Genomic DNA, 22,665 nt, shown 5'->3' with positions numbered 1-22,665 from the left:
TTCAACTCATGAAAAAGACTGTTTGGGGTAAGTCACTGCTCGGCGTTGCCGCACTCGCGATGGGCCTGGCCCTCGCTGGGTGCTCAAGCAACAGCGCCGACAAGAAGTCTGGTAGCGATTCGAAGGTCACCATCACGTTTTGGCACGGCATGAACGGCCCTTACGCCAAGGCACTGAACACCATCATCAAGGACTTCAACGACTCCGAAGATAAGTACGTCGTCAAAGGGACCGCGCAAGGCGACTACACCGCCCTGCAGCAGAAGATCATGGCCGGCGCGAAGAGCAAGAGCCTGCCGACCATCGCGCAGACCACCTACACCACCGTGCCGGACTACGTGAAAAACGGCTTCATCACCCCGCTCGATCCGTACATGATCGACGGGAGCGATAAGCTGTCTGCCAGCGACCTGAAGGACATCTACCCGGCCTTCATCTCTAGCTCCAAGTACCAAGGGAAGTACTACTCCATCCCGTTCTCCAAGTCCACGCGGATCATGTACTACAACAAGACCCTGATGGACAAGCTGGGCGTCAAGATGCCGACGAGCTGGGAAGACATCGCCAAGATGGCCCCAAGCTTGAAGGCTAAGGGCGTAATGGCCGTCGGCTTCGACAAGTCCTTCGACATGGAACTCGAAGGGCTTGCGCGCCAGAACGGCAACGCCCTGGTCGCGACCAAGGGCAAGTCCTTCAAGGCCAACCTCGACAGCAAGAAGACGCTTGAAGCGACCCACTTCATCTGGGACATGATCCAAAACGGTGAAGCTAAGACAGCCGGCGAAGACATCTACGGCGACAAGGCCTTCACCTCCGGCAAGACCCTGTTCTACGTGGGCTCCTCTGCCGGGGTCTCTCACATGAAGACCGGCGCCCCAAAAGACCTCGACTGGGGCACCATGCCACTGCCGACCTACAAGGGCGAATCCGCGACCGAACTGGCGGGTAACGACATCGTGATGTTCAAGTCCGCCTCTACCGACCAGCAAAAAGGCGCCTGGGCCTTCATGAAGTTCCTGATGAGCAAGAAGGAGACGATCAAGTGGGCCGAAGCGACCGGCTACGTGCCGCTGCGCAAGTCCGCAGTCGAAGACGCCGGCTTCCAGGCTTTCCTGAAGAAGGACCCGACCGCCGTGGCCTCCGTCGATTCCCTGGCCGCAGGGTTCCAGTCCACCGCGTTCATTGGCTTCACAGAGTACCGCAACAACTTGCTCAGCGCCGTTGATGCGATGCTGACCAAGAAGGAGACCCCAGAAAAAGCCATGGGCGACCTGCAGACCAAGACGGAACAGATCATCAAAGACAACAACTAGCCGTAGCACGCCCCCGCCTCAAGGCGTGAGGTGGGGCGAGACCGCTCAGTGAGCGGTCTTTTTTTGCCCGTCGACCCCACGCTAAAAATATGATACAGTAGACCGTTACCCAGAGACCGCCCCTGGGCGCAGAAAGGACCCTTATGACTCAAGTTAGATTTTTGAATGGATTGGCTACGATCGGTGGCAACATCGTGGAATTCACCCAAGGGGACAGTCGGGTGATCATGGACTTCGGCGTCGCTGCCGACCTGAGCGATGAGACCGTCGCGTCAGCGATCGCTGCGGGCAAGCTCCCAAACGTTCCCGACCTGTTGCTGCCAGACCACGCCGATGACTACGCCCATGAGGCGCTCTTCATCTCGCATCTGCACATCGATCACATGGGGGCGTTGCAGTACCTGCAGCGCGATATCCCGGTCTACCTCAGCGCGCCGAGCTACCGACTGTACCAGACGCTGATCACCCTCGGCCTCGAAGCGCCGGTCGCGAACCTCCACCCGCTACCTGCGGAGACACCGCTCACCGTAGGGCAGTTCACCGTCACCGGCTACCCCTCCGACCACGACGAACCCGGTGCGATGGCGCTGCTCGTTCACGACGGCCACCGTTACTACGGCCACTCCGGTGACGTGCGCCTGAACGGGCCGCACCGCGACCGCGTCGATCACTGGGCGGACGTGTTTGCCACTAAGAAGCTTGCGATGTTCCTACTCGAAGGCACGACCTTCTCTTTTGACACCGACACCCCGGTGGAGGACCAGGCCCACCCGAGCGCCCCGCTGACCGAAGCGACACTGGTCACCCAGCTGACGGCACAGCTGCGCACCGCCAAGGCCCTAGTCGCCATCAACCCCTACAACCGGAACTACGAGCGGCTGGCGAACCTACAGGCCGCGGCCCACGCCGCCGGCCGGGAGATGGTCTGGGAACCGGTCGACGCTGAGATCCTGACGACCATGACCGGCACCGCGCCGGATCAAGTGATCGACCAGACGGTGACACGTGATGCACTCAAGGCCGCACCAGCGCACTACCTGCTTGAGACCACCTTTGCCCACCGCGACTGGCTCGCGGATCTGCCGGTCAGCGCTTACGTGCATACGAACGGCGAACCGCTGGGCGACTATGACCCGCGCTTTGCGCAGCTGCAGGCCTTTCTGCAGGCCCACCAGATCCCACTGACTTTCCTTTCCTGCACCGGCCACGCGACCCGCACGGATCTGATCGCCCTGGCGCAGCACGTCGCTCCTCAAGTGATCGTCCCGTGGCACACCTTCAAGCCCGAACGCGAAGCGGAGTCGCTGGACGCGGCGACCCGGGCCGACGTGCTGCTGCCCGAAAAAGACCTCTACTACACGCTCGACGCAGATTAACGCCGACGCCAAAAAACCACGCTCAGTGAGCGTGGTTTTTTCGGTGCTAGATCAGATCACTTGCCGCTGACGAACTGCTGGAAGGCGGCCTTGACCGCGGTCATGAAGGCGGCAAATTTCTCGCCGGCCTTCGCCTTGGTCGTGCTGGTCGCTTCCGCGGTCCCGGTCTTGCCGGCGTCGATGGTCGCCTTGAAGTCAGCCAGGCTGGCTGCGACTTTGGCGCTAACCGCCTTGGCGTTCTCAACGATCGCGCTCAGCTGCGTCTCCGCTTCGGCTGGGGTCAGCTTCCCGGCGGCGGCTTGCGCCTTCAGGTAGTCGACATCGCCGTAGAAGGACCGGCCGGTCACGCTATCCTTGGTGTTGCCGATCCCGGCCTGCGCGAACGCTGCCTTGACCGTCGCGATGTCCCCAAGGACATACGCCTGGTTCAGGATCTGGTTCAGCGTCGTCTGCGCCTGCTTGTCGGTCACCGCGCCGGCCTTGAGCTGGGCCGTCAGGTAGTCGAGGTCGCCGTAGTAGGTACGGCCGGTCGCCGGGTTCTTCTCGTTGCCAAGCGTGCCGATCGCCTGCTTCGCCGCGGCGACCGTGTCCAGCATCGGGCTAGATGGGGTCGTTGTCGGGTCAGTGGTTGGATCAGTGGTTTCGCTCGGGTCCGTCGTCGGATCGGTGGTTGGCGCCGTCGGGTCAGTCGGATCCGTCGTCGGGTCCGTTGGGTCCGTGGTCTCACCGGTCGGGGCCGTTTCGGCGGCCTTTTCGGCCGCAGTCACGAGCGCCGCCAGCTTGGCTGTCGCTTGCTTACCGTCGAGCTGGTTGGCGTTGAAGGCCTGGATCAGCTCATCGAGTGTCGCGGCAAAAGTCTTGCCGGTCGCCGCGTCGGTCCCGTTGAGCTTGTCGCCGAGCTGTTGCTTGGCGGCGGTCACCGCGGCAGAGAAGGCAGCGGCGTCACGGTCGTGGCGGAACTGCGCCGCAGCCTTTTGGATCGCGGCCAGCTGGGCCTGGGCTTCCTCATCACTGAGCTTGCCCGCCTTAGCGGCTGCGAGCAGCGCATCGAGGTCGCCGTAGAAGGTCTTGCCGGTCGTCGGGTCGGTCTTGGCGCCGATGTCTGCCACAGCCTTCTTGGCCGCAGAGATAGCGTCTTGGATCGACTGGGCGACAGGCCTGTCGTAGTAGACGGTCAGTGTCCGGTCGACTTCGTTGCCGGTGCTATCGCCGACTGCCACTTCGATCGTGTTCTTCCCCGGCTTGAGCTTCACCTGGGTGGTGAAAGTCTCATCCGCAGTCTTGGCCCCGTTCCAGTTCAGGTTCCCGCTGGACATCTGGACCGCGTTCCCGTTCACGTAGACCTCCACATAGTCCAGGTTATCGGTCACCCGACCGCTGACAGTGAAAGATTCGTTTTGCGTGTGGATCGGCTGATCCGTCGGTTGATCCAGCGTCAGGACCGGTGCGACCGCATCCAGAATGTAGCTGACCCGCTCCTGCACGGTCTCGCCGGTCAGGGAGTTGCCGTAGACGACACTGAAGTCGTGCTTGCCTTGCGTGCCGATGTTCAGCTTGACACTGAAGGTCAGGTCAGACTTGATCTTGACGTTTTGCCCAGCGATCTGCAGGGTCGTGGTCGGGTGCTTGACCTTCCCAGACAGAGTGACTGTCCCGGTCGCTGCATCATACGTTGACGCGTCCGTCGCGAGGTAGTTGGTACCGAGCGTGATCCCGTTATCGAAGGTCACCGCGTCCTTGAGCGGCTCCGCATCGTACGTCGAGTTGACGGAATAGTCGAAGGTCGAGACATTCCCGTCCATGTCCGCCAGCGCAACGGTGATCTGGTTATCCCCGAAGGCAACAGGGATCTCATCGTCGATCTTCTGGTCGGCCCCGACGGTCAGCGGCAGGTCCACGCCGTTGACGGTGACCATCGCCATCGCCACGTCATCGGACACTTGCCCTTCGATCTTTACCGTGCCTTCGGAGGTCTGGGTCTGCCCGCCGTTGACGGTCAGTGTTCCAGCATCCGGCTGACCCAGCGCCACGTTGGTATCGTAGCTCCCGAGCAACTGGGTGTGTGCGGCATCCGCGTAGAACTTGATGGTCGAGGCGTAGTCTGCTAGCTCGACTGGCATCGTCGCCAGGAAGTTGCTGTGACCCGGTGCGTCTGGATCTGCCGCATTGTCGACCGTCATCTCCTGCGTGTCACCGTTGGCATCAACGTAGGTCCCATAAACATCACCGGTATAACGGCCGGTGAACTGGTAGACGATCTCACCAGCAAGCTGACCGATATCGTCGCTGGCGGTACTGATCGTCGTCGGCACGCCGCTATCGAGGACAAAGCCTGCGCCTGGTTGCCCTGGCATCTGGACCTTATCGTTGATCTCATCCGTGTAGTTCTGCGCGTTATCGCCGATGTAGAATTCGACTTGGTTATCCCCTTGGGCAAGCTGAGCCGCCTGCTTATCGGACAGCGCGACCTTGACCTGGGTGAACCCGTCAGCGGTGGTCCCAGTCTCTTCATACGGCTGGCTCATCGCCACGACGTTGTTGACCGCGGTGCTGATCACATGCGCGATGCCCAGGCCACTGTAGTCGTCCTTGATCGCGCCTGTCATGTAGTACTGGGTCTTGCCGTTGACCGTTTCAGCCGTCAAATCGAGATCCTTGACCTCTGGGGCCACGGAGTCGATCTTGAATGGCATGTCTAGGTATTGGCGCTGGGACTCGTCGGCGCCTTCGGCCACCGCCGAGACGCGGTACGTATACTGGCCATCCGGGGCCGTCTCGTACTGACCGGTCGCGGTGTTGTAGATCTTCGTATTCCATTCTGGCAGCGCGGCAACTTGATAGGTCCCAGCATTCTTATAGAAATAGGTCTTCCGCTGTGATGGGGTCTTCGACAGCGTCGCAACAACGTTCCCGCCTGCATCAAGGATCTGGTATTCCATGTCCTTCGCGTTGCGGAAAAGGTAGGCGTGTCCGGCCACATTCGCCGAGTTCGTCTCCGGGTTCGTCGAGATCGCCATCGCGTTGGTATCAATGGTCGTCCCGGTGCTCGTGCTCCCCAGGATCCCTGACCGCCCGGTGGCGTCCTTCGAGTACAGCAAGGTCTCGCCTGGGATACCGACGAGCTGGCTAACTTGCCCGTTGATCGGGTCGAAGATCGCCTGTGCGCCCCAGTCGCCGTGGAAGCCCATGTACGGGATGTTCAGCTTGGTCGCATCACTACCCGTGAAGCTCAGGAACCCTTCGACGTACTTATTCGCGTCGAACCCTGCCGGCAGCGTCAGCGTGAAGTCAACGGTAGTCTTGCCCCCGGCGGGCACTTCGATCGGGCCATTGGCCGTGACCGAGGCGCCGTCGATCGCTTCGTCATACGTGATCGCCGTCGTCTGATCGACTTTGTCGGTATAGACTGCGTAGGTGCCTTCCGTCGGGTCGAGCGTGTAGCTGAGCGCCTGATCCGTCGGGTTGTTGAAGGTCAGCTTGAAGGTCTTGGTGTCGCCGTCGATGCTCTTCAGCTCGATGCCCGGGTAACCGTTGTCGGCCACGACCGTCGTCGGGTTGGTCTCAAGCCGCTCGATCGCTGCTTCGACATCGACCATCCCAGCCCCTTGGCGCCGCGGCGATTCGATCGCGTCGTTGCGGTCTTGGTCCAAGATCGGCACCGCTGTGTTCATCTCGATCGTCTTCATCAGCCCGATCAGATCCGCGTTGCTCAACCCCTTGTAGTAGTCGTAGAAGGCGTTGGCCGGGTTGGTCATCGCCTGCTTCAACAGCGCCTGTGACCCCGCGATGAACGGTGACGCCATCGAGGTCCCGGACAGGTTCGTGTAGCCGTTGCTGTTCTGGGTGGACCAGATGTTACCCCCTGGCGCCGTGATATCCGGCTTGAAGGACAGATCCGCAGTCGGGCCGTAGGAGGTGAACGTCGACAGCTTGTCGACGCCGTAGTTGGCGTTCGTGGTCTGCTGGATCCCCAGCGTGACGCTCAGCGTGTCAGTCGCGTGCCCATTATCCAGCCAGTCGATCAGCTTTTGGCCACTGACCGAAGACATCCCGATCGTCGGCGCATCGGTCCCCAGCTGCATGCTCGTCAGTGGCAGATTATCGCCGGTGTTGTTCACGATGATCAGCCCAGTCGCCCCGGCCGCCTTGGCGTTAGCCTGCTTGGCGGTGAAGTCGATGTCCCCACGCAGGACGACGGCGACTTTGCCCGCCGCGTCTGCGGTGTACTGGTCCGGCGTGCCGATCCCCGGCTTGCCGCTTGCGTCGCGAGCGACGAAGAACTGCTTCTGGTCAAAATCAGCCTGCGTTGCCCCAACTGAAAGCTGAGTCAGCTCAGGTTCAACGACCGTCTCGTCGCCGTCTTTGATCGCGACCGCGTAGCCGATCGCAGCGGTGTTCTCACCAGAGGCAACGGTCGTCGCGTTCCGTGCGACCCCAGGTGCGCCGACGGTTTCCATGTCTTCGTTGTCCTGGTAGTTTTTGTTGACGCCCTCTTGCATGGAGCCGGTCGTGCCTTCGTTGCCGGCAGAGATCACCGCGGCGGTCCCGCTGTTGATCGCATTTTGGACCGCGGCCTGTTCCGGATCATCTGTTGTCTGTGTCCCGGAGGTGGACCCCAGGGACATGTTCAAGACATCTGCCCCCAGCTTCGCTGAGTCTTCGATCGCCGAAACAACGGTGTCGGACCCCGTCGTGGCCTCGGCGTCAGAGTTACTGAACACCTTCATGCCCAGCAGCTGCGCTTCAGGGGCGACCCCGGTCACCGAGGTGGTCGGGTCGCTGCCGGTGCCGTTGGCACCGATGATCCCGGCCACGTGCATGCCGTGCTGCTCCTCAACGGTGTCGTCGGCGATGTAGGTGTCGGAGTCGTCGGCGTAGTTGTAGCCATACGGGATCTTATCGCTCAGGAAGCGGCCATAGCCGACGGAGTCGGCGAAGGCGTCTGCGTCTTCGCGGCTGATCTTGGCCTTGGTCGGATCACTCAGGCGCATGTCCTTGTGAGACGCATCCACGCCGCTGTCAATAACGGAGACAACGGTACCTTCGCCCTTGTACTTGTAGTTGGCCCAGACGGTCTGGACGTTGGCCATGTCGTTGGATGTCGATTCAACGGAGTAGAACTGACGGTCGATGGTGACCGAGACCACGCCGGCCAGCTTCTGCAGTGCGGCCAGGTCTTCGACCTGGACCTTAGTTGAGAAGCCGTTGACCACGTAGCCGTAGCTCTTGCCGATCGCCTGACCCTTGATTGCCTTGACTTGCGCCTTGACGCCGGCCTGGGCGTCGATCACCTTCTGGGCTTCGGTTTGGATCTCGGCCGTGCTGGAATAGTCCTTGACCAACGTACCGTTTTCGGCCGCCGGCTTGGCCGCTAGCTGCACGATCACGTTCACATACGCGGTCTGCTGTTCCAGCGCACTCAAGGTACTATAGTTGATCCCTTTGGCTGCCAGTTGATCGGCGATCGCCTGTTTGATCGGGCTGGTCTCGCCAGTCGCCAGTGTGGCGGCTGCGTTGGCTTGGACGCCAGTCTTCGCCGCTTGTTGCAGTTGCGACGTGATGTCCGCCTTGACCTGCGTCTCCATCGGTGAGATCGCCAGCGCCCCTAATGCCGCTGTGCTCGCCAGCAGGATCGTGAATTTACGGTTCTTAAGCTTCACATCTACCCCTCCATTTTTTCGGATTATTAATTGTCATACCCCGACAATATGGATATTATAATAAACCCAGCGAATATTGTCATTAAATTTTAACCTTTGATTCATCTTTTCTTCAAAATTGACGATTCGGCGGCGCATGGGGTTGGGTTCGTCGAAATTCATTGAAAAACCATTGTGAATAAATTAGAATCGAAATTGTATTCTCATCGCACGTGAAACGGAGGCTTTGGAGATGAAATTTGGGTTCACCAAACCGTTGCTCCTCGCCGCGCTGACAGTCGGGCTTACGACTGCCGCCGGTTGCAGCAGCACACCAGCACAGACCACCGATCCGGTGATCGCAACATACAAGGGGCATAAGCTGACCGAAGACCAGTTTTACCAAGAACTAAAATCGATGCCCAACAATCAGGCGGCGCTCGCGAACCTGCTGCTCTACCGCGCACTCGATCAGGCGTACGGCGATCAGGTCGCCAAGAAAACCGTCGATAAGAGCTATACCTCGTACAAACAGCAATACGGCTCTCAGTTCACCGCTTTTTTGAGCCAAAACAACCTGACCCCGAGCCTCTTCCGCCGCAGCCTACGCTTGCAACTACTTGGCGAGGCCGCGCTCAAGGCGCTGCGGCCGGTCTCTCAGACCCAGCTCGAAGCCGCTTGGAAGACCTACAAACCGACCCTGGAGGTCCAGCACATCCAGACCACGGACGAGGCCACCGCGCAAACGGTGATCAGCGCCCTGAACGCCGGCCAGGACTTCAAAGCGCTGGCTAGCCAGTACTCCGTGGACACCGCCACTAAAGACAAAGGTGGCGTGCGGACCGTGACCGCCACAGACAAGACCCTGGACTCGACCTTCAAAGACGCCGCCTACGGGTTGAAAGTCGGCGCCTACACGACAACGCCGGTCAAGGTCACCGATGGCTACGAAGTGATCAAGCTGATCAAGGACCCTGGCAAAGGGACCCTGAGCCAGCACAAGGCCGAACTCAAGGCCAGCATCTACAATACTTGGCTGAAGGATACGTCGGTCATGCGCAATGTATTCTCCAAAGTCTTGAAGGCACAAGATGTCACGATCAAGGACAAAGACTTACAAAGCGCCCTGTCGCTTTACCTGTCTGACACCGACGACGCCCAATGATCCCGCAGAAGCGGTTGTGACATACCGCTAGTGGCACGACTATTCCAAAACGTGACGTGCCATAACGCAACGCCCCAGATGTACAAAAACGGCCCTCAGCAAAACCCAAGTTCGGGTTTTACTGAGGGCCGCGCTTATACTCTGGGTTAAACCCGCGTCATGGCACACCCCTTCAGTCTCGTCACCCAAGAACCTCCCAGCGTCCTTCGCCCCATCCTCAAACTGACGGTGGGGCAAAGGGCCGCTGGGAGGTTCTTCATGTACCACCTGGGATCATCCAGGCTCGGTTCAATTACTTACCGCTGACGAACTGCTGGAAGGCGGCCTTGACCGCGGTCATGAAGGCGGCAAATTTCTCGCCGGCCTTCGCCTTGGTCGTGCTGGTCGCTTCCGCGGTCCCGGTCTTGCCGGCGTCGATGGTCGCCTTGAAGTCAGCCAGGCTGGCTGCGACTTTGGCGCTGACCGCCTTGGCGTTCTCAACGATCGCGCTCAGCTGCGTCTCCGCTTCGGCTGGGGTCAGCTTCCCGGCGGCGGCTTGCGCCTTCAGGTAGTCGACATCGCCGTAGAAGGACTGGCCGGTCACGCTATCCTTGGTGTTGCCGATTTCGGCCTGCGCGAACGCTGCCTTGACCGTCGCGATGTCCCCAAGGACATACGCCTGGTTCAGGATCTGGTTCAGCGTCGTCTGCGCCTGCTTGTCGGTCACCGCGCCGGCCTTGAGCTGGGCCGTCAGGTAGTCGAGGTCACCGTAGTAGGTACGGCCGGTCGCCGGGCTCTTCTCGTTGCCAAGCGTGCCGATCGCCTGCTTCGCCGCGGCGACCGTGTCCAGCATCGGGCTAGATGGGGTCGTTGTCGGGTCAGCGGTTGGATCAGTGGTTGGATCAGTGGTTGGATCAGTGGTTTCGCTCGGGTCCGTCGTCGGATCGGTGGTTGGCGCCGTCGGGTCAGTCGGATCCGTCGTCGGGTCCGTTGGGTCCGTGGTCTCACCGGTCGGGGTCGTTTCGGCGGCCTTTTCGGCCGCGGCCACGAGCGCCGTCAGCTTGGCTGTCGCTTGCTTACCGTCGAGCTGGTTGGCGTTGAAGGCCTGGATCAGCTCATCGAGCGCCGCACCAAACGTCTTGCCGGTCGCCGCGTCGTCCCGTTGAGCTTGTCGCCGAGCTGTTGCTTGGCGGCGGTCACCGCGGCAGAGAAGGCAGCGGCGTCACGGTCGTGGCGGAACTGCGCCGCAGCCTTTTGGATCGCGGCCAGCTGGGCCTGGGCTTCCTCATCACTGAGCTTGCCCGCCTTAGCGGCTGCGAGTAGCGCGTCGAGGTCGCCGTAGAAGGTCTTGCCGGTTGTTGGATCGGTCTTGGCGCCGATGTCTGCCACAGCCTTCTTGGCCGCAGAGATAGCGTCTTGGATCGACTGGGCGACAGGCTTGTCGTAGTAGACGGTGACCGTCTGCTGAATGTGGTTGCCCAACGCGTCGAGCACGTCGATCCGGAAGATGTTCTCACCTTCCTTGAGTGTCTCGACTTCACTGAATGGCTCGTCTGCCGTCGCATTCCCGTTCCAGTTCAAGTTCCCACTCGACATCTGGACCGCGTTCCCGTTGATGTAGACTTCCACGTAATCCAGGTTATCCGTGACTTGCCCACTGATCGTGAACGTCCCCGTCGTGGTGTGGATCGGCTGGTCGGTCGGCTGATCGACAGTCAATGTCGGTGCTACGGCATCCAAGATGTAGCTGACCCGCTCCTGCACAGTCTCGCCGGTCAGCGAGTTGCCGTAGACCACACTGAAGTCATGCTTGCCCTGAGTGCCGACGTTCAGCTCAACGCTGAAGGTCAGATCAGAGTTGATTTTGACGTTTTGCCCAGCGATCTGTAGGGTCGTGGTCGGGTGCTTGACCTTCCCAGACAGGGTGACTGTCCCAGTCGCCGCATCGTACGTCGGATCGTCGGTCTCCAAGTAGTTGGTGCCAAGGGCAACCTCGTTGTCGAAGGTCACCGCGTCCTCAAGTGGATCGGCGTCGTACGTCGAGTTGACAGTGTAATCGAAGGTCTTGACGTTCCCATCCGCGTCGGTCAAGGTAAGCGTGAGGTCGTTGTCCCCAAACGCGACCGGCACATCGGCGTCGATCTGGTGGTCCGCAGTCAGTGGCAGTTCAATCGTTGTCTCGTTGACCGTGACCGTTGCCGTCGTCACGTCATCGGAGACCTGTCCGGCAACCTTAACGGTGCCTTCGGAGGTCTGGGTCTGCCCGCCATTGACTGTGACCGTCCCGATCTTCGGCTGGAACATCGCCACCTTGGTGTCGTAGCTCCCGAGCAGTTGAGTGTGGGCGGCGTCCGCATAGAGCTTAATGGTCGTCGCGTAATCCGTTGCAGAGGCGATCGGCATCCGAGCGATGAAGTACTTCGCGTCGTTATTCGTCGGATCGTCTTCGTCCAAGTAGTTCTCGACGATCAGGTCCTGCGTCTCGCCGTTTTCATCCACATAAGTCCCGAAGACTTCCCCAGGGTAGCGCCCAGACAAGGCGTAATCGAGGCGGTCTTGGGAGATATCGATGTACTCGTTGGCCATGCTGATGGTGTCTGGCACGCCGACATCGAGCACCAGGCCATCCGCGGTCTGCTGATCTGGCAACTTCGCCACGTCGTTCATCACGTCGACAAAATTCGTTGCGTTATCGCTCAGGTAGAGTTCGATCGCGTTGTTCCCGGCGGCGACCGTCTTCGCCTGTGCCTCGGTCAACGGCACACGCACTTGCGCGTACCCGTCTGCCGTCGTCCCAACGACTTCAAAGGTCTGGTGCAGCTCGACCACGCCGTTGACTGCCGTGCCGCAATCATTGGTGATGTCCAGACCGCTAAACTCGTCCTTCGTCTCACCGGTCAGATAGTACTTGGTCTGACCGTTCTCGACTTCGCTGGCCAGCGCGATGTTCTGCAACTCAGGCGCAACAGAGTCGACCTTGACTGGCAGGTCGAGCGTCTGGCGTGACGCCTCGTCTGCGCCGGCCGCCACCGCAGACACCCGGTAGGTGTACTGGCCGTCTGGTGCGGCTTCGTATTCGCCGGTGCTCTGGTTGAAGACCGTCCCGTCCCACTTTGGCAACCCCAGCACTTCGAAGGTACTTTCGTTGGCATAGTAATAGGTCTTCGTCTCCGCCGCCGACTTCAACAGGGTCGCGACGACCTCGCCATCGCTGTTGACGATCTCATAGTGAACGTCTTGGGCGTTGCGCAAGAGGTAGATCTGCCCTTGAAGCGTCGTGATCGCCGCGGCTGGACTGGTGGAAAAGGCGATCGCATCCGGGTCAACGCCGGCCGCGCTGGAGCCCAAGATCTGCGCCTCGCCGGTCAGCGCGTTCATCGCCCACAGCACGGTCGAATCCGGGTAGTCGATCAGCTGTGCGGCCTGGCCGTTGAGCGGATCAAAGATCGGTTGTGCGTCCCAGTCGCCGTGGAAGCCCATGTACGGGATGCTCAGCTTGGTCGCATCACTGCCTGTGAAGCTCAGGAACCCTTCAACGAACTTGTCCGCGTCGAACCCAGCCGGCAGGGTCAGCGTGAATTCAACGGTGGTCTTGCCCCCGGCGGGTACTTCGATCGGGCCGTTGGTCGTGACCGACGCCCCATCGATCGCCTCATCGTACATCCCACCGGCCGTTTGATCGACTTTGTCGGTGTAGACCGCGTAAGTGCCTTCCGTCGGGTCGAGCGTGTAGCTGAGCGCCTGATCCGTCGGGTTGTTGAAGGTCAGCTTGAAGGTCTTGGTGTCGCCGTCGATGCTCTTCAGCTCGATGCCCGGGTAGCCGTTGTCGGCCACGACCGTCGTCGGGTTGGTCTCAAGCCGCTCGATCGCCGCTTCAACATCGACCATCCCAGCCCCTTGGCGCCGCGGCGATTCGATCGCGTCGTTGCGGTCTTGGTCCAGGATCGGCACCGCCGTGTTCATCTCGATTGTCTTCATTAGCCCGATGAGATCAGCATTGGCGAGCCCTTGGTAATAGTCGTAGAAGGCGTTGGCCGGATCGGTCATCGCCTGCTTCAACAGCGCCTGTGACCCCGCGATGAACGGTGACGCCATTGAGGTCCCCGACATATTCGTGTAACCATTATTGTTTTGAGTCGACCAGATGTTGCCCCCTGGTGCCGTGATGTCCGGCTTGAAGGACAGGTCTTCGACCGGCCCGTAGGAGGTGAACGTCGACAGCTTATCAACGCCGTAGTTGGCGTTCGTGGTCTTTTGGATGCCCAAGAACACACTGAGGACATCGTCGGCATGCCCATTATCCAGCCAGTCGATCAGCTTCTGCCCAGTCGTTGCGGCCAGCGAGATTGTCGGGAGGCTGTCGTCCACGACCATGGAGGTCAATGGCAGGTCGTCGCCAGTGTTGTTCACGATGATCAGCCCGGTCGCCCCGGCCGCCTTGGCGTTAGCCTGCTTGGCGGTGAAGTCGATGTCCCCACGCAACACGACGGCAACTTTGCCCGCCGCGTCTGCGGTGTACTGGTCCGGCGTGCCGATCCCCGGCGTGCCGCTCGCGTCGCGGGCGACGAAGAACTGCTTCTGGTCAAAATCAGCCTGAGTCGCGCTGACGGACGTCTGCGTCAATTCCGGCTCGGTCACGGCATCATCGCCGTCCTTGATCGAAACGGCGTAACCGATCGCTTCCGTATTCTCCGCGGAAGCGACGGTGGTCGCATTCCGTGCGACCCCTGGCGTCCCGACAGTCTCGGTGTCCTCGTTGTCCTGGTAGTTCTTGTTGACCCCTTCGTTCAGCGACCCCGTGGACCCGTCGTTGCCGGCAGAGATCACCGCGGCAGTCCCGCTTTCGATCGCGTTTTGGACCGCGGCCTGTTCCGGGTCGTCTGCCGTCAAAGTCCCGGACGTGGACCCCAGGGACATATTCAGGACATCTGCCCCCAGCTTCGCCGAGTCTTCGATCGCCGAAACGACGGTGTCGGACCCAGTCGTGGCCGCGGCGTCAGAGTTACTGAACACCTTCATGCCCAGCAGCTGCGCTTCAGGTGCGACCCCGGTCACCGAGGTGGTCGGGTCGCTGCCGGTGCCGTTGGCACCGATGATCCCCGCCACGTGCATGCCGTGCTGCTCCTCAACGGTATCATCAGCGATGTAGGTGTCGGAGTCGTCGGCGTAGTTGTAGCCATACGGGATCTTGTCGCTCAGGAAGCGGCCGTAGCCGACAGAATCGGCGAAGGCGTCTGCGTCTTCGCGGCTGATCTTGGCCTTGGTCGGATCGCTCAGGCGCATGTCCTTGTGGGACGCATCCACACCGCTGTCAATAACGGAGACCACGGTGCCTTCGCCCTTGTACTTGTAGTTCGCCCAGACGGTCTGGACGTTGGCCATGTCGTTGGATGTCGATTCAACGGAGTAGAACTGGCGGTCGATGGTGACCGAGGCTACGCCGGCTAGCTGCTGCAGTGCAGCCAGGTCTTCGACCTGGACCTTAGTCGAAAAGCCGTTGACCACGTAGCCGTAGCTCTTACCGGTCGCCTGCCCGGTGATCGCCTTGACTTGCGCCTTGACGCCGGCCTGGGCGTCGATCACCTTCTGAGCTTCGGCTTGGATCTCAGCCGAGCTGGAATAGTTCTTGACCAGCGTGCCGTTTTCGGCCGCCGGCTTGGCCTTGAGCTGCACGATCACATCGATGTACGCGGTCTGGCGCTGGTGCCCGGTCAACCCGCTGTAGTCGACCCCTTTGGCCGCCAGTTGATCGGCGATCGCTTGTTGGATCGGACTGGTCGCGCCGGTCGCAAGCGTGGCGGCAGTGCTGGCCTTAACGCCAGTTTTGGCGGCCTGTTGCAACTGCGTGGTGATATCCGCCTTGACTTGCGTTTCTAATACCGGCGAGATCGCCAGTGTGCCTAGTGCGGCAGAGCTTGCCAGCAAGAGCGTTAATTTACGGTTCTTGAGCTTCAATTCTACCCCTCCATTTTCTTCAGATCAGATTAATTGTTCTGCCAAGACAATAGGGCCATTATAATCAAGTAGACATATCTTGTCATCAAATTTTAACTAATAATTCATACAAAACCCGATATTGAGGACGTATATCTGGATACCACCGCCGTTCGTCGCACTTTCCTAAAAAAAATTAAGGTCTGATTGCAAAATGAGCGCACAAAAAAGACGGCAGCCACTGCTGCCGTCCGACTGGTTCGTTCAGTCGCGTTCCTTCATCGCCCGAGCGATGTCGCGCTTTTGGTCCTTTTGTTTCAGCGCCTCGCGCTTGTCGTACAACTTCTTCCCTTGTGCAACGCCGATCAAAACTTTGGCGTAGCCGTGCTTGAGGTAAAGCCGCAACGGCACGATGGTCAACCCCTGCTGGGTCATAGCCGCTTCGAGCTTGCGGATCTCCTTTTTGTGTAGCAACAGCTTACGGTTGCGCAATGGGTCCTGGTTGAACTGATTGCCCTCTTTGTACGGGCTGATATGGACATTCTCAAGCCATGCCTCCGCGTTGCGAACGCGGGCGAAGCCGTCCTTGAGGTTCACCTTACCGGCGCGCACAGACTTGATCTCGGTGCCGGTCAGCACCAAGCCCGCCTCGTAGGTCTCCAAGATCGTGTAATCGTGGGACGCCTTCTTGTTTTGCGCCAGCAGGTTATCCGGCTTAGGTCGCATCTTCTTGGCCATCGTCACCCCTCCGTTCGCCGTTCAGTTATGCTCAGTGCTTACTGCGATTCCCGCCGCGGTTCTGGTTGTTACGGACCTGGTTGCCGATCGTGTTGCCGAAGCTCCGGTTATTGCTTCCGCCACGGTTGCCACCGCGGCTATTGCCGCTGCCACTGCCGTTACCACGTGGCCCGCGGTTTTGCCCGTTGCCGTGGTTGTTGCCGCCCGGTCGCCCGCCACCGTTGCCGCCACGGCGATCGTTGCGGCCACCATTGTTACCGCGGCTCCCGCGGCTCGCGGATTCCGCGAGCGCCTGCGTCTCTGCGTCTGCCAGCGGGGCATCTGCATCTGCGACCAGAGAAAAATCGACTTGTCGCTGATCGACATCGACGTTATCGAGGTGGACCCGAAGCGGCTGTCCGATCCGATACATGTGGTGCGTTCGCGATCCGACCAAAGCCATCTGGCTCTCGACGAAGGTGTAGTAGTCATCCGACATGCGGGTGATGTGCACCAGCCCCTCGACGGTGTTCGGAAGCGCGACGAACATCCCGAAGCTGGTGACCCCGCTGACCACGGCGTCAAAGTCGTTCCCGACTTTATCCGCCATGAACTCAGCCTTCTTCAGGTCATCGACCGCACGCTCGGCATCGATGCTGTGGCGCTCGCGCGTCGACGTCTGCACGGCGATGCCGGGCAGCTTCTCGGTCCACTTGGCCTGGATCCCTTCACCGGTACCCTTCAGCGCGTAATCGCGGATGAGGCGGTGCACGATCAAGTCAGGGTAGCGCCGGATCGGGCTGGTGAAGTGGCAGTAGTACTGGGCCGCGATCCCGAAGTGTCCGAGTGGATCTTCCGAGTAGCGCGCCTGCTTGAGGCTACGCAGCATCTTGACGTTGACCATCATCTCTTCAGGCGTCCCGGTGACCTGCGTGTTGACGTCTTGCAACATCTTCGGGGTGACCGGGGTGCCTTTTTTGATCGGCACATTGAGGCCAAACGTGGCCAGGAAGTCGATGAAGTCTTTGATCCGGTCCTCATCCGGCGTCTCGTGAACGCGGTATAGGAACGGCAGGTGCAACTTACTGTAGTGCTCAGCGACCGTCTCATTGGCCTGCAGCATGAAGCTTTCGATCATGCGCTCGGACAAGCCCCGGTCACGCAGCACGATGTCGGTCGGATGGCCGTTCTCGTCCACAATGATCTTGGCTTCGTTCTCTTCAAAATCGATCGCCCCACGGCTGTGTCGCATCGCGTACAGGACTTCGTGCATCTCGCCCATCAGCTCGAGCATCGGCACGAGGTCCGCGTACTGTGCCCGCAACGCCTCATCCTGATCGGTCAGGATCTTGTTCACATTGTTGTAGGTCAACCGGCCGTGCGACCGAATCACGCTTTGGTAAATGTCATGGCTGACCACATGACCCTCATGGTCGATCTCCATGTCGCAGGACATCGCCAGTCGATCCACGTCAGGGTTCAGCGAACAGATCCCGTTACTGAGTCGGAACGGCAACATCGGGATCACCCGGTCGACCAGGTACGTCGACGTGCCGCGCTCGTAAGTCTCGTGGTCCAGTGCAGAGCCTTCGGTGACATAGTAAGACACATCGGCAATGTGCACGCCGAGGTGGTAGTTCCCGTTCGGCAGCTGCCAAGCCACGACGGCATCGTCGAAGTCCTTGCTGTCATCGCCATCGATCGTGACGACAGGTTGGTCGGTGATGTCACGCCGACCGAGCCGGTCTTGTTCCGTCACATGGTCGGGGATCTCGTTGGCTTGAGCCATCGCGTCTTCCGGGTACTCGACGCGGATGTCGTTTTGCATCACCAATGACATGATATCCACACCGGGGTCATTCTTGTTCCCCAGGTTGGACTCGATGATCCCAAGCATCGCAGCCGGGCGTGCCGCCTCCGGATACGCGGTGATGTCCACCTGCAACATGTCACCGAGCTGTGGCATCATCCCCGTATCCTTGACTAGGACCGGGTAGCGCTTCATCTTCTTCTCGTGGCTCGTCACCGTTCCGATGAAGCCGGTGCGCGCACGCTCACCGTCCGACAGCGGAGTGAACTCGCCGACGAGCCGGGTGATCTTGCGTTCGAGGACCTGCGTCACTTCCCCTTCCGGCCCGCGACTATCGCCAGGTGCCGGTTGGCGGGTGATGCGGACCTCAACGGTATCGCCATCGAGCGCAAAGTTCGTGCTCGGTGGGGCGATGAAGACGTCGTTGTCTTGGTCTTCGATGGCGACGAACCCGAACCCTTTTTCGTTGCCGTGGAAGATCCCTTGCAAGGTGGCCGGCTTGCCGCCCAGCAGGTACAGGTCGTCTGCGTTTTGGTGGATCAAGTTGTCGTTCATCAGTGCTTCCAGCGCCTGCACCAAGACCTTGAAGTCTTCGGCATCGCTGAGCTTAAGCGCTCGCTGAAGCGATTGGACGGAGAACCCGACTTGCGGGTTCCGCCTGAACGCGGCGAGCAATTCATTGCGCATGTGGCCAACTGTGGTCATAACTGTCCCTCGTTTTCTACTCTAAAAATTGAATGATATCTTGTTCTAACTGTGTGTGCGCGGCATTCACGGTGATGACATGCCCCGCAGGGTATTCGCGGAAGGTGACCGGCGCCTGATGCAGTGCCGCGACCAGCGCCTGGGCGCGCGCCGGATCGATCATCACGTCCTGGCTGCCCTGCCCAATGAACACTGGCTGCGTGATCCCGCCGAGCAGCGGGACGGTGGCCGCGGCAAAAGCATGGATCGCCGTCAACTGCGCCGTCAACGCCGGCGTGATCGCCGCGGTGTTATCCGGTAACCCGCGCCGCTTGCGCTGGGCGCGGTTCGCCCCGAGAAACTGCCGGGGCACGTCGTCTGTGCCCGGCATCACCGGGCTCGACAACACACCGCCGCACGCGAGTCCCGGTAGTGTGGCCAAAGCGCGCATCGCAAAGAGCCCGCCGAGTGAGAGCCCAAACACCGCCACGCGCGGATAGCGCGCCTGGACCTGGGCAATGGCCGCCTGGGTCTGCGCCCACCACTGCGTCGGGCCGGCCCGAAAGACGTCTTGGGCGTCCCCCGTCCCATGACCGGCGAACAACGGCGCTAGCACCCCTGCGCCGCTGCGGTTCAAGGCGTGCGCCAGCAGATTCACATCGGCCGGGCTCCCGGTATACGCATGCAACAGCACGACGCCAAGGCCCTGCCCCGTTAACTCAAAGGCTTGCATCGCGACCTCCAAAAAAAGGCCCCTGTTTCTGACAGGAGACCTTCGTTAGTGGGATGACAGATACACTAAGGCGAGCGATAAACCGAAGAAGAACACGCCGAGTACGACGGTCACTTTTTCCATAAATGCTTCGAATCCCCGCGATTTTTGTTTACCGAACAAGTCGGTCGCACCGCCTGACAGCGCGCTCAGTGCGTCTTGTTGTTTGCTAGGTTGCATCAATGTCGCGATCACGATCAGGATCGAGTCGATGATGAGTAGTGTGGTCAGAAGACTCTGCAAGTTTTTCCCTCCCTTGCGAAAACCTACTAGTAGTAGCCTATCACAAAAGGACCGGCGTGACCAGCTTAAACCGCGGCGGCCGCCAAAATCCGGCGGCGCACGACTGACCGTTCGCCACCGTCGCCGCTAGTCGCCTGTTCGTTCGGCAAGCTTGGCCGCCTTCGCGTGGATCTGTGCGCGCACCGCCGCGCGCTGGCTGGCCTCCGTCAAAACAACCAGCGTGTCGCCAGCGCGGATCACCGTGTCACCGTGCGGGATGATCGACTGCGAGCCGCGCTGGATGCTCATCAACAAGGTGCTGCGTGGCCACGCGAAGTCACGGACCTGCATGCCTTCTAGCGCACTGCCTTCAAACACCGGCAGCTCCAAGCGGTCCATCCGGTGGATCGCCTCGATCTGGCTCGGCACCGTCAGTCGTTGCAATAGCGATTCGTAGATCGGCGCGCCTCCGAGCACATCGACCACGATGTAGGCGACCAAAGTGAGCACCGCCATGGCCATAAGATTCGTTAGGTTACCCACCATCTCCGTGATCAGCAGGATCGCCGTGAACGGGGCCTTCCCGATCCCGGCGAAGTAGCCGGCCATCGCAAAAATGATCAGGTTCATCTCATAAAGGCGCGGCAGCCAGCCGAGGTCAACCATCAAGACGGCATACACCGCCCCGATCACCGCCCCCAGGCTGAGGATCGGCAGGAAGATCCCCCCCGGCAGTCCAGAACCGTACGAAATCATGGAGAATACGAACCGCACGACGAGCAAGACGCACAAGGGCCCGAGCGCCGGCAATGCCTGACCGAACCCGACGATCAGCCCGTTACCCCCACCTAGGATCTGCGGGGCGACCAGCCCGATCGGGATCACCAGCAGGAACGGCACGATCCCCTGAAACGCGCGTGGGATCCGCGTTTTGGCATACACCGCCGGCATGGCGAGTAGCACGCGCTGGTACAGGTATCCGAGCAGGCCGAGCACAATGCCCAACAATAGCAGATGCCAGTAAAGGGTGATTGGCATCGGTCGGTCGTAGACCAGGTGCAAGACCGGCACTTCACCAAAGACATACAACGAGATGAAATTGGCGCCGATCGCACTCGCTAGGCTTGTGATCCACACCAACGGGCTGAAGTTGTGATAGACCTCCTCCAAGACGAACATGGTCCCGGCGATCGGCGCGTTGAACGCAGCGGCTAACCCACCGGCGGCCCCAGCGGCGATCATGATCCGTCGGTCCGAGCCAGTGCGCTTGAACCCGGCCGCCACCCCCTGACCAACGGCCGCCCCGAGCTGGATCGAAGGGCCTTCACGCCCTAAGAACAGGCCTGGACCAATGCCCAAGACACCGGCGACGAATTTTTTCCACAGCACGGACCACCAATTGAAGTCCATCGTGCCCTGTAGTTGCCCTTCGACCTGCGGGATCCCAGACCCCGAGATGTTCGGCTCCGTCGTCAGCAGCCAGCCAATGAACGCCGCCAGGCCGATGCTCCCCAGCACGACCAGTGCGATCGTTCCTGGTGTCGCGTGCCGGTACACGCCTTGCATGACCATCAGTGTGCGCTCGATCCCGAGCCGAAACAATGAGACCACGCCACCGGCCAACAAGCCGACCACAAGCCCCTGAAGCACGAAGCGTAGCCGCGTCAGATCGATCTGTTTGTGTGCGGACACCATGCCGCCCCCTCCGTCATAGATTCAGTTTCTAGTATACACGCCGCTTGCGCGTCCCCCAAACCCTTTTGAGCACATGCCGCCGCAGGCCCTATCGCTCCCTATCGCTCTTGCCTGCACTCTGTTGAACACCAAAAACGCCTCGGTCAGCCCGAAGCGTCGTCTTGCCTCACTCGTGACTCAACCGGTGCGCCCGCACCACGTTGAGCAGCTGCCAACCGATGTAGGCCAGCGTGCCGCCGCCGAACCCCGCAAGGATCCAGATGGCTTGACCCTGTGTCATCTCGGTGCCGGTGTTCAGCCAGTAACGCCTAAGTAGCGCCGCGCCGAGTAGTAGCACGATCAAGCCCACGTTCGGGTCGAGTAACCGCCGCAACCGAACACCGGCCAGTTGCGTCAGGCCGATCACGATCGCCAAAACGCTGACCCCGATCACCCAATAGTCCCATGGCGTCGGGACGGTCACCGCAGCCCACGCGGGGGCCCAGCGCAGTGTCAGCCCCGCGGCGCCCCCGCAGAGGACGACCGACACAGCGAACCCGAGTAACGGCCGCCACAGGGTCTGCGCGTAAGCCATCTCGGCAAAACTGCGCATCACCCCGGCTTCACCTAGCCCCAGACAGCCCAACAGCACGAGCAGTTGGAAGGCGCTGAGCTGCATCTCGGCCCCAGTACTCGCAGCCGCGAGTAATAGGAGCAGCCAGCTGAATCCGGCGAGTCCAACAAACAGCTTCAACCGCACCGGCCAACCGATCAGCGGCAACTGTGACAGGATCTCCTGCGCCATCTGTCGCGGTGAATTGCCAAAATACGCGGTGGCGTCTTGACCGCCGCGCTCCGCATCGGCTAGATCTTGTGCCATCGCGGTCAACTGGCCGGTGACCGCTGCCGTATCGCGGACCCACCCGCACAGCCGCATATACAGCGTGACCTGCGCGAACCAGCGCCGATCGCCCGCCGTCAGCCGCTCCAGTGCCCGCTCCAGTGCGGCTTCATCATTATCTTTAGTCATGATCGTGTCCCTCCATCACTGCGGCGACCTGTGCCCCGATCTGCGCCCACTGCGCCTGAAATTCGGCCAGGCTCGCCTGCCCCTGCGTCGTCAAGGTGAAATATTTGCGGTCCGGCCCTTCAGGCGACGCCTTCATCACGCCAGTCACGTCGCCTTGCTTTTCTAGCTTGGCCAGCAGCGGATACAGCGTTCCGCCAACGATCGACGTGAACCCGTAGTCGTGCAGTGCCTGCATCAGCTCATAGCCATAGCTCTCTTGTCGCCCGATGATCGCCAACACACAGCCCTCGAGCACGCCTTTGAGTAATTGCGTCTGTTTCATGCATGCCCTCCTAGTTAGTTTTACTAAC

13 protein-coding genes are annotated in these 22,665 nt (G+C 60.5%); 3 read left to right on the top strand and 10 right to left on the bottom strand.

Annotation, left to right across the window (positions count from 1 at the left end; all coding sequences use genetic code 11):
* The first annotated feature begins 8 nt into the window (after window positions 1-8).
* Together HII33_RS05190 and HII33_RS05185 are read left to right on the top strand one after the other, a co-directional pair.
* The gene (locus tag HII33_RS05190; protein WP_179394755.1) at window positions 9-1,313 is read left to right on the top strand and encodes an ABC transporter substrate-binding protein; all 1,305 of its coding nucleotides are present in this window, start codon (window positions 9-11) and stop codon (window positions 1,311-1,313) included.
* Between the two features lie 143 nt (window positions 1,314-1,456).
* Window positions 1,457-2,689, top strand: a complete 1,233-nt coding sequence (locus HII33_RS05185; RefSeq protein ID WP_179394754.1) for an MBL fold metallo-hydrolase — start codon at window positions 1,457-1,459, stop codon at window positions 2,687-2,689.
* A gap of 56 nt (window positions 2,690-2,745) precedes the next feature.
* Here HII33_RS05185 and HII33_RS05180 read toward each other — a convergent pair whose 3' ends face one another.
* The gene (locus tag HII33_RS05180) at window positions 2,746-8,349 is read right to left on the bottom strand and encodes a S8 family serine peptidase (RefSeq protein ID WP_179394753.1); all 5,604 of its coding nucleotides are present in this window, start codon (window positions 8,347-8,349) and stop codon (window positions 2,746-2,748) included.
* A 232-nt stretch (window positions 8,350-8,581) separates the two neighbouring features.
* Here HII33_RS05180 and HII33_RS05175 point away from each other — a divergent pair, with 232 nt between their 5' ends.
* A complete protein-coding gene (locus HII33_RS05175; RefSeq protein WP_179394752.1) occupies window positions 8,582-9,493 on the top strand; it encodes a peptidylprolyl isomerase in 912 nt (303 codons plus the stop codon).
* Between the two features lie 292 nt (window positions 9,494-9,785).
* Here HII33_RS05175 and HII33_RS05170 read toward each other — a convergent pair whose 3' ends face one another.
* From HII33_RS05170 to HII33_RS05130, 9 genes are all read right to left on the bottom strand, one after another.
* Window positions 9,786-10,520 carry a hypothetical protein gene (locus HII33_RS05170; RefSeq protein WP_179394751.1) on the bottom strand — a complete coding sequence of 245 codons (735 nt, stop codon included), beginning with the start codon at window positions 10,518-10,520 and terminating at the stop codon, window positions 9,786-9,788.
* Window positions 10,521-10,582: 62 nt separating this feature from the next.
* On the bottom strand, window positions 10,583-15,427 hold the full coding sequence (locus HII33_RS05165) for a S8 family serine peptidase (protein ID WP_179394750.1): 4,845 nt from the start codon (window positions 15,425-15,427) through the stop codon (window positions 10,583-10,585).
* Between the two features lie 243 nt (window positions 15,428-15,670).
* Window positions 15,671-16,144 carry an SsrA-binding protein SmpB gene (smpB, locus tag HII33_RS05160; RefSeq protein ID WP_179394749.1) on the bottom strand — a complete coding sequence of 158 codons (474 nt, stop codon included), beginning with the start codon at window positions 16,142-16,144 and terminating at the stop codon, window positions 15,671-15,673.
* Between the two features lie 31 nt (window positions 16,145-16,175).
* Window positions 16,176-18,638: a ribonuclease R gene (rnr, locus tag HII33_RS05155; protein ID WP_179394748.1), complete on the bottom strand. Its 2,463-nt coding sequence runs from the start codon at window positions 18,636-18,638 to the stop codon at window positions 16,176-16,178.
* A 16-nt stretch (window positions 18,639-18,654) separates the two neighbouring features.
* Window positions 18,655-19,350, bottom strand: coding sequence for an alpha/beta hydrolase (locus tag HII33_RS05150; protein ID WP_179394747.1), 696 nt, complete (start codon window positions 19,348-19,350; stop codon window positions 18,655-18,657).
* 45 nt (window positions 19,351-19,395) lie between these two features.
* Entirely contained in the window at window positions 19,396-19,632 is a 237-nt protein-coding gene (gene secG, locus HII33_RS05145; RefSeq protein WP_125704823.1) for a preprotein translocase subunit SecG, read from the bottom strand.
* A gap of 126 nt (window positions 19,633-19,758) precedes the next feature.
* The gene (locus tag HII33_RS05140) at window positions 19,759-21,306 is read right to left on the bottom strand and encodes a ClC family H(+)/Cl(-) exchange transporter (protein ID WP_179394746.1); all 1,548 of its coding nucleotides are present in this window, start codon (window positions 21,304-21,306) and stop codon (window positions 19,759-19,761) included.
* Between the two features lie 166 nt (window positions 21,307-21,472).
* Complete coding sequence (locus HII33_RS05135; protein ID WP_179394745.1) at window positions 21,473-22,315, bottom strand: hypothetical protein; 843 nt, start codon at window positions 22,313-22,315, stop codon at window positions 21,473-21,475.
* A complete protein-coding gene (locus HII33_RS05130) occupies window positions 22,308-22,637 on the bottom strand; it encodes a PadR family transcriptional regulator (protein WP_179394744.1) in 330 nt (109 codons plus the stop codon). Before HII33_RS05130 ends, HII33_RS05135 begins: the two co-directional genes overlap by 8 nt.
* Window positions 22,638-22,665: the final 28 nt, after the last annotated feature.

Origin of the sequence: Lacticaseibacillus absianus (assembly GCF_013407595.1) — a bacterium.
Taxonomy (GTDB): domain Bacteria; phylum Bacillota; class Bacilli; order Lactobacillales; family Lactobacillaceae; genus Lacticaseibacillus; species Lacticaseibacillus absianus.
Note: the sequence above shows the minus strand (reverse complement) of the source record. Positions and strands in the feature narration are given on the sequence as shown.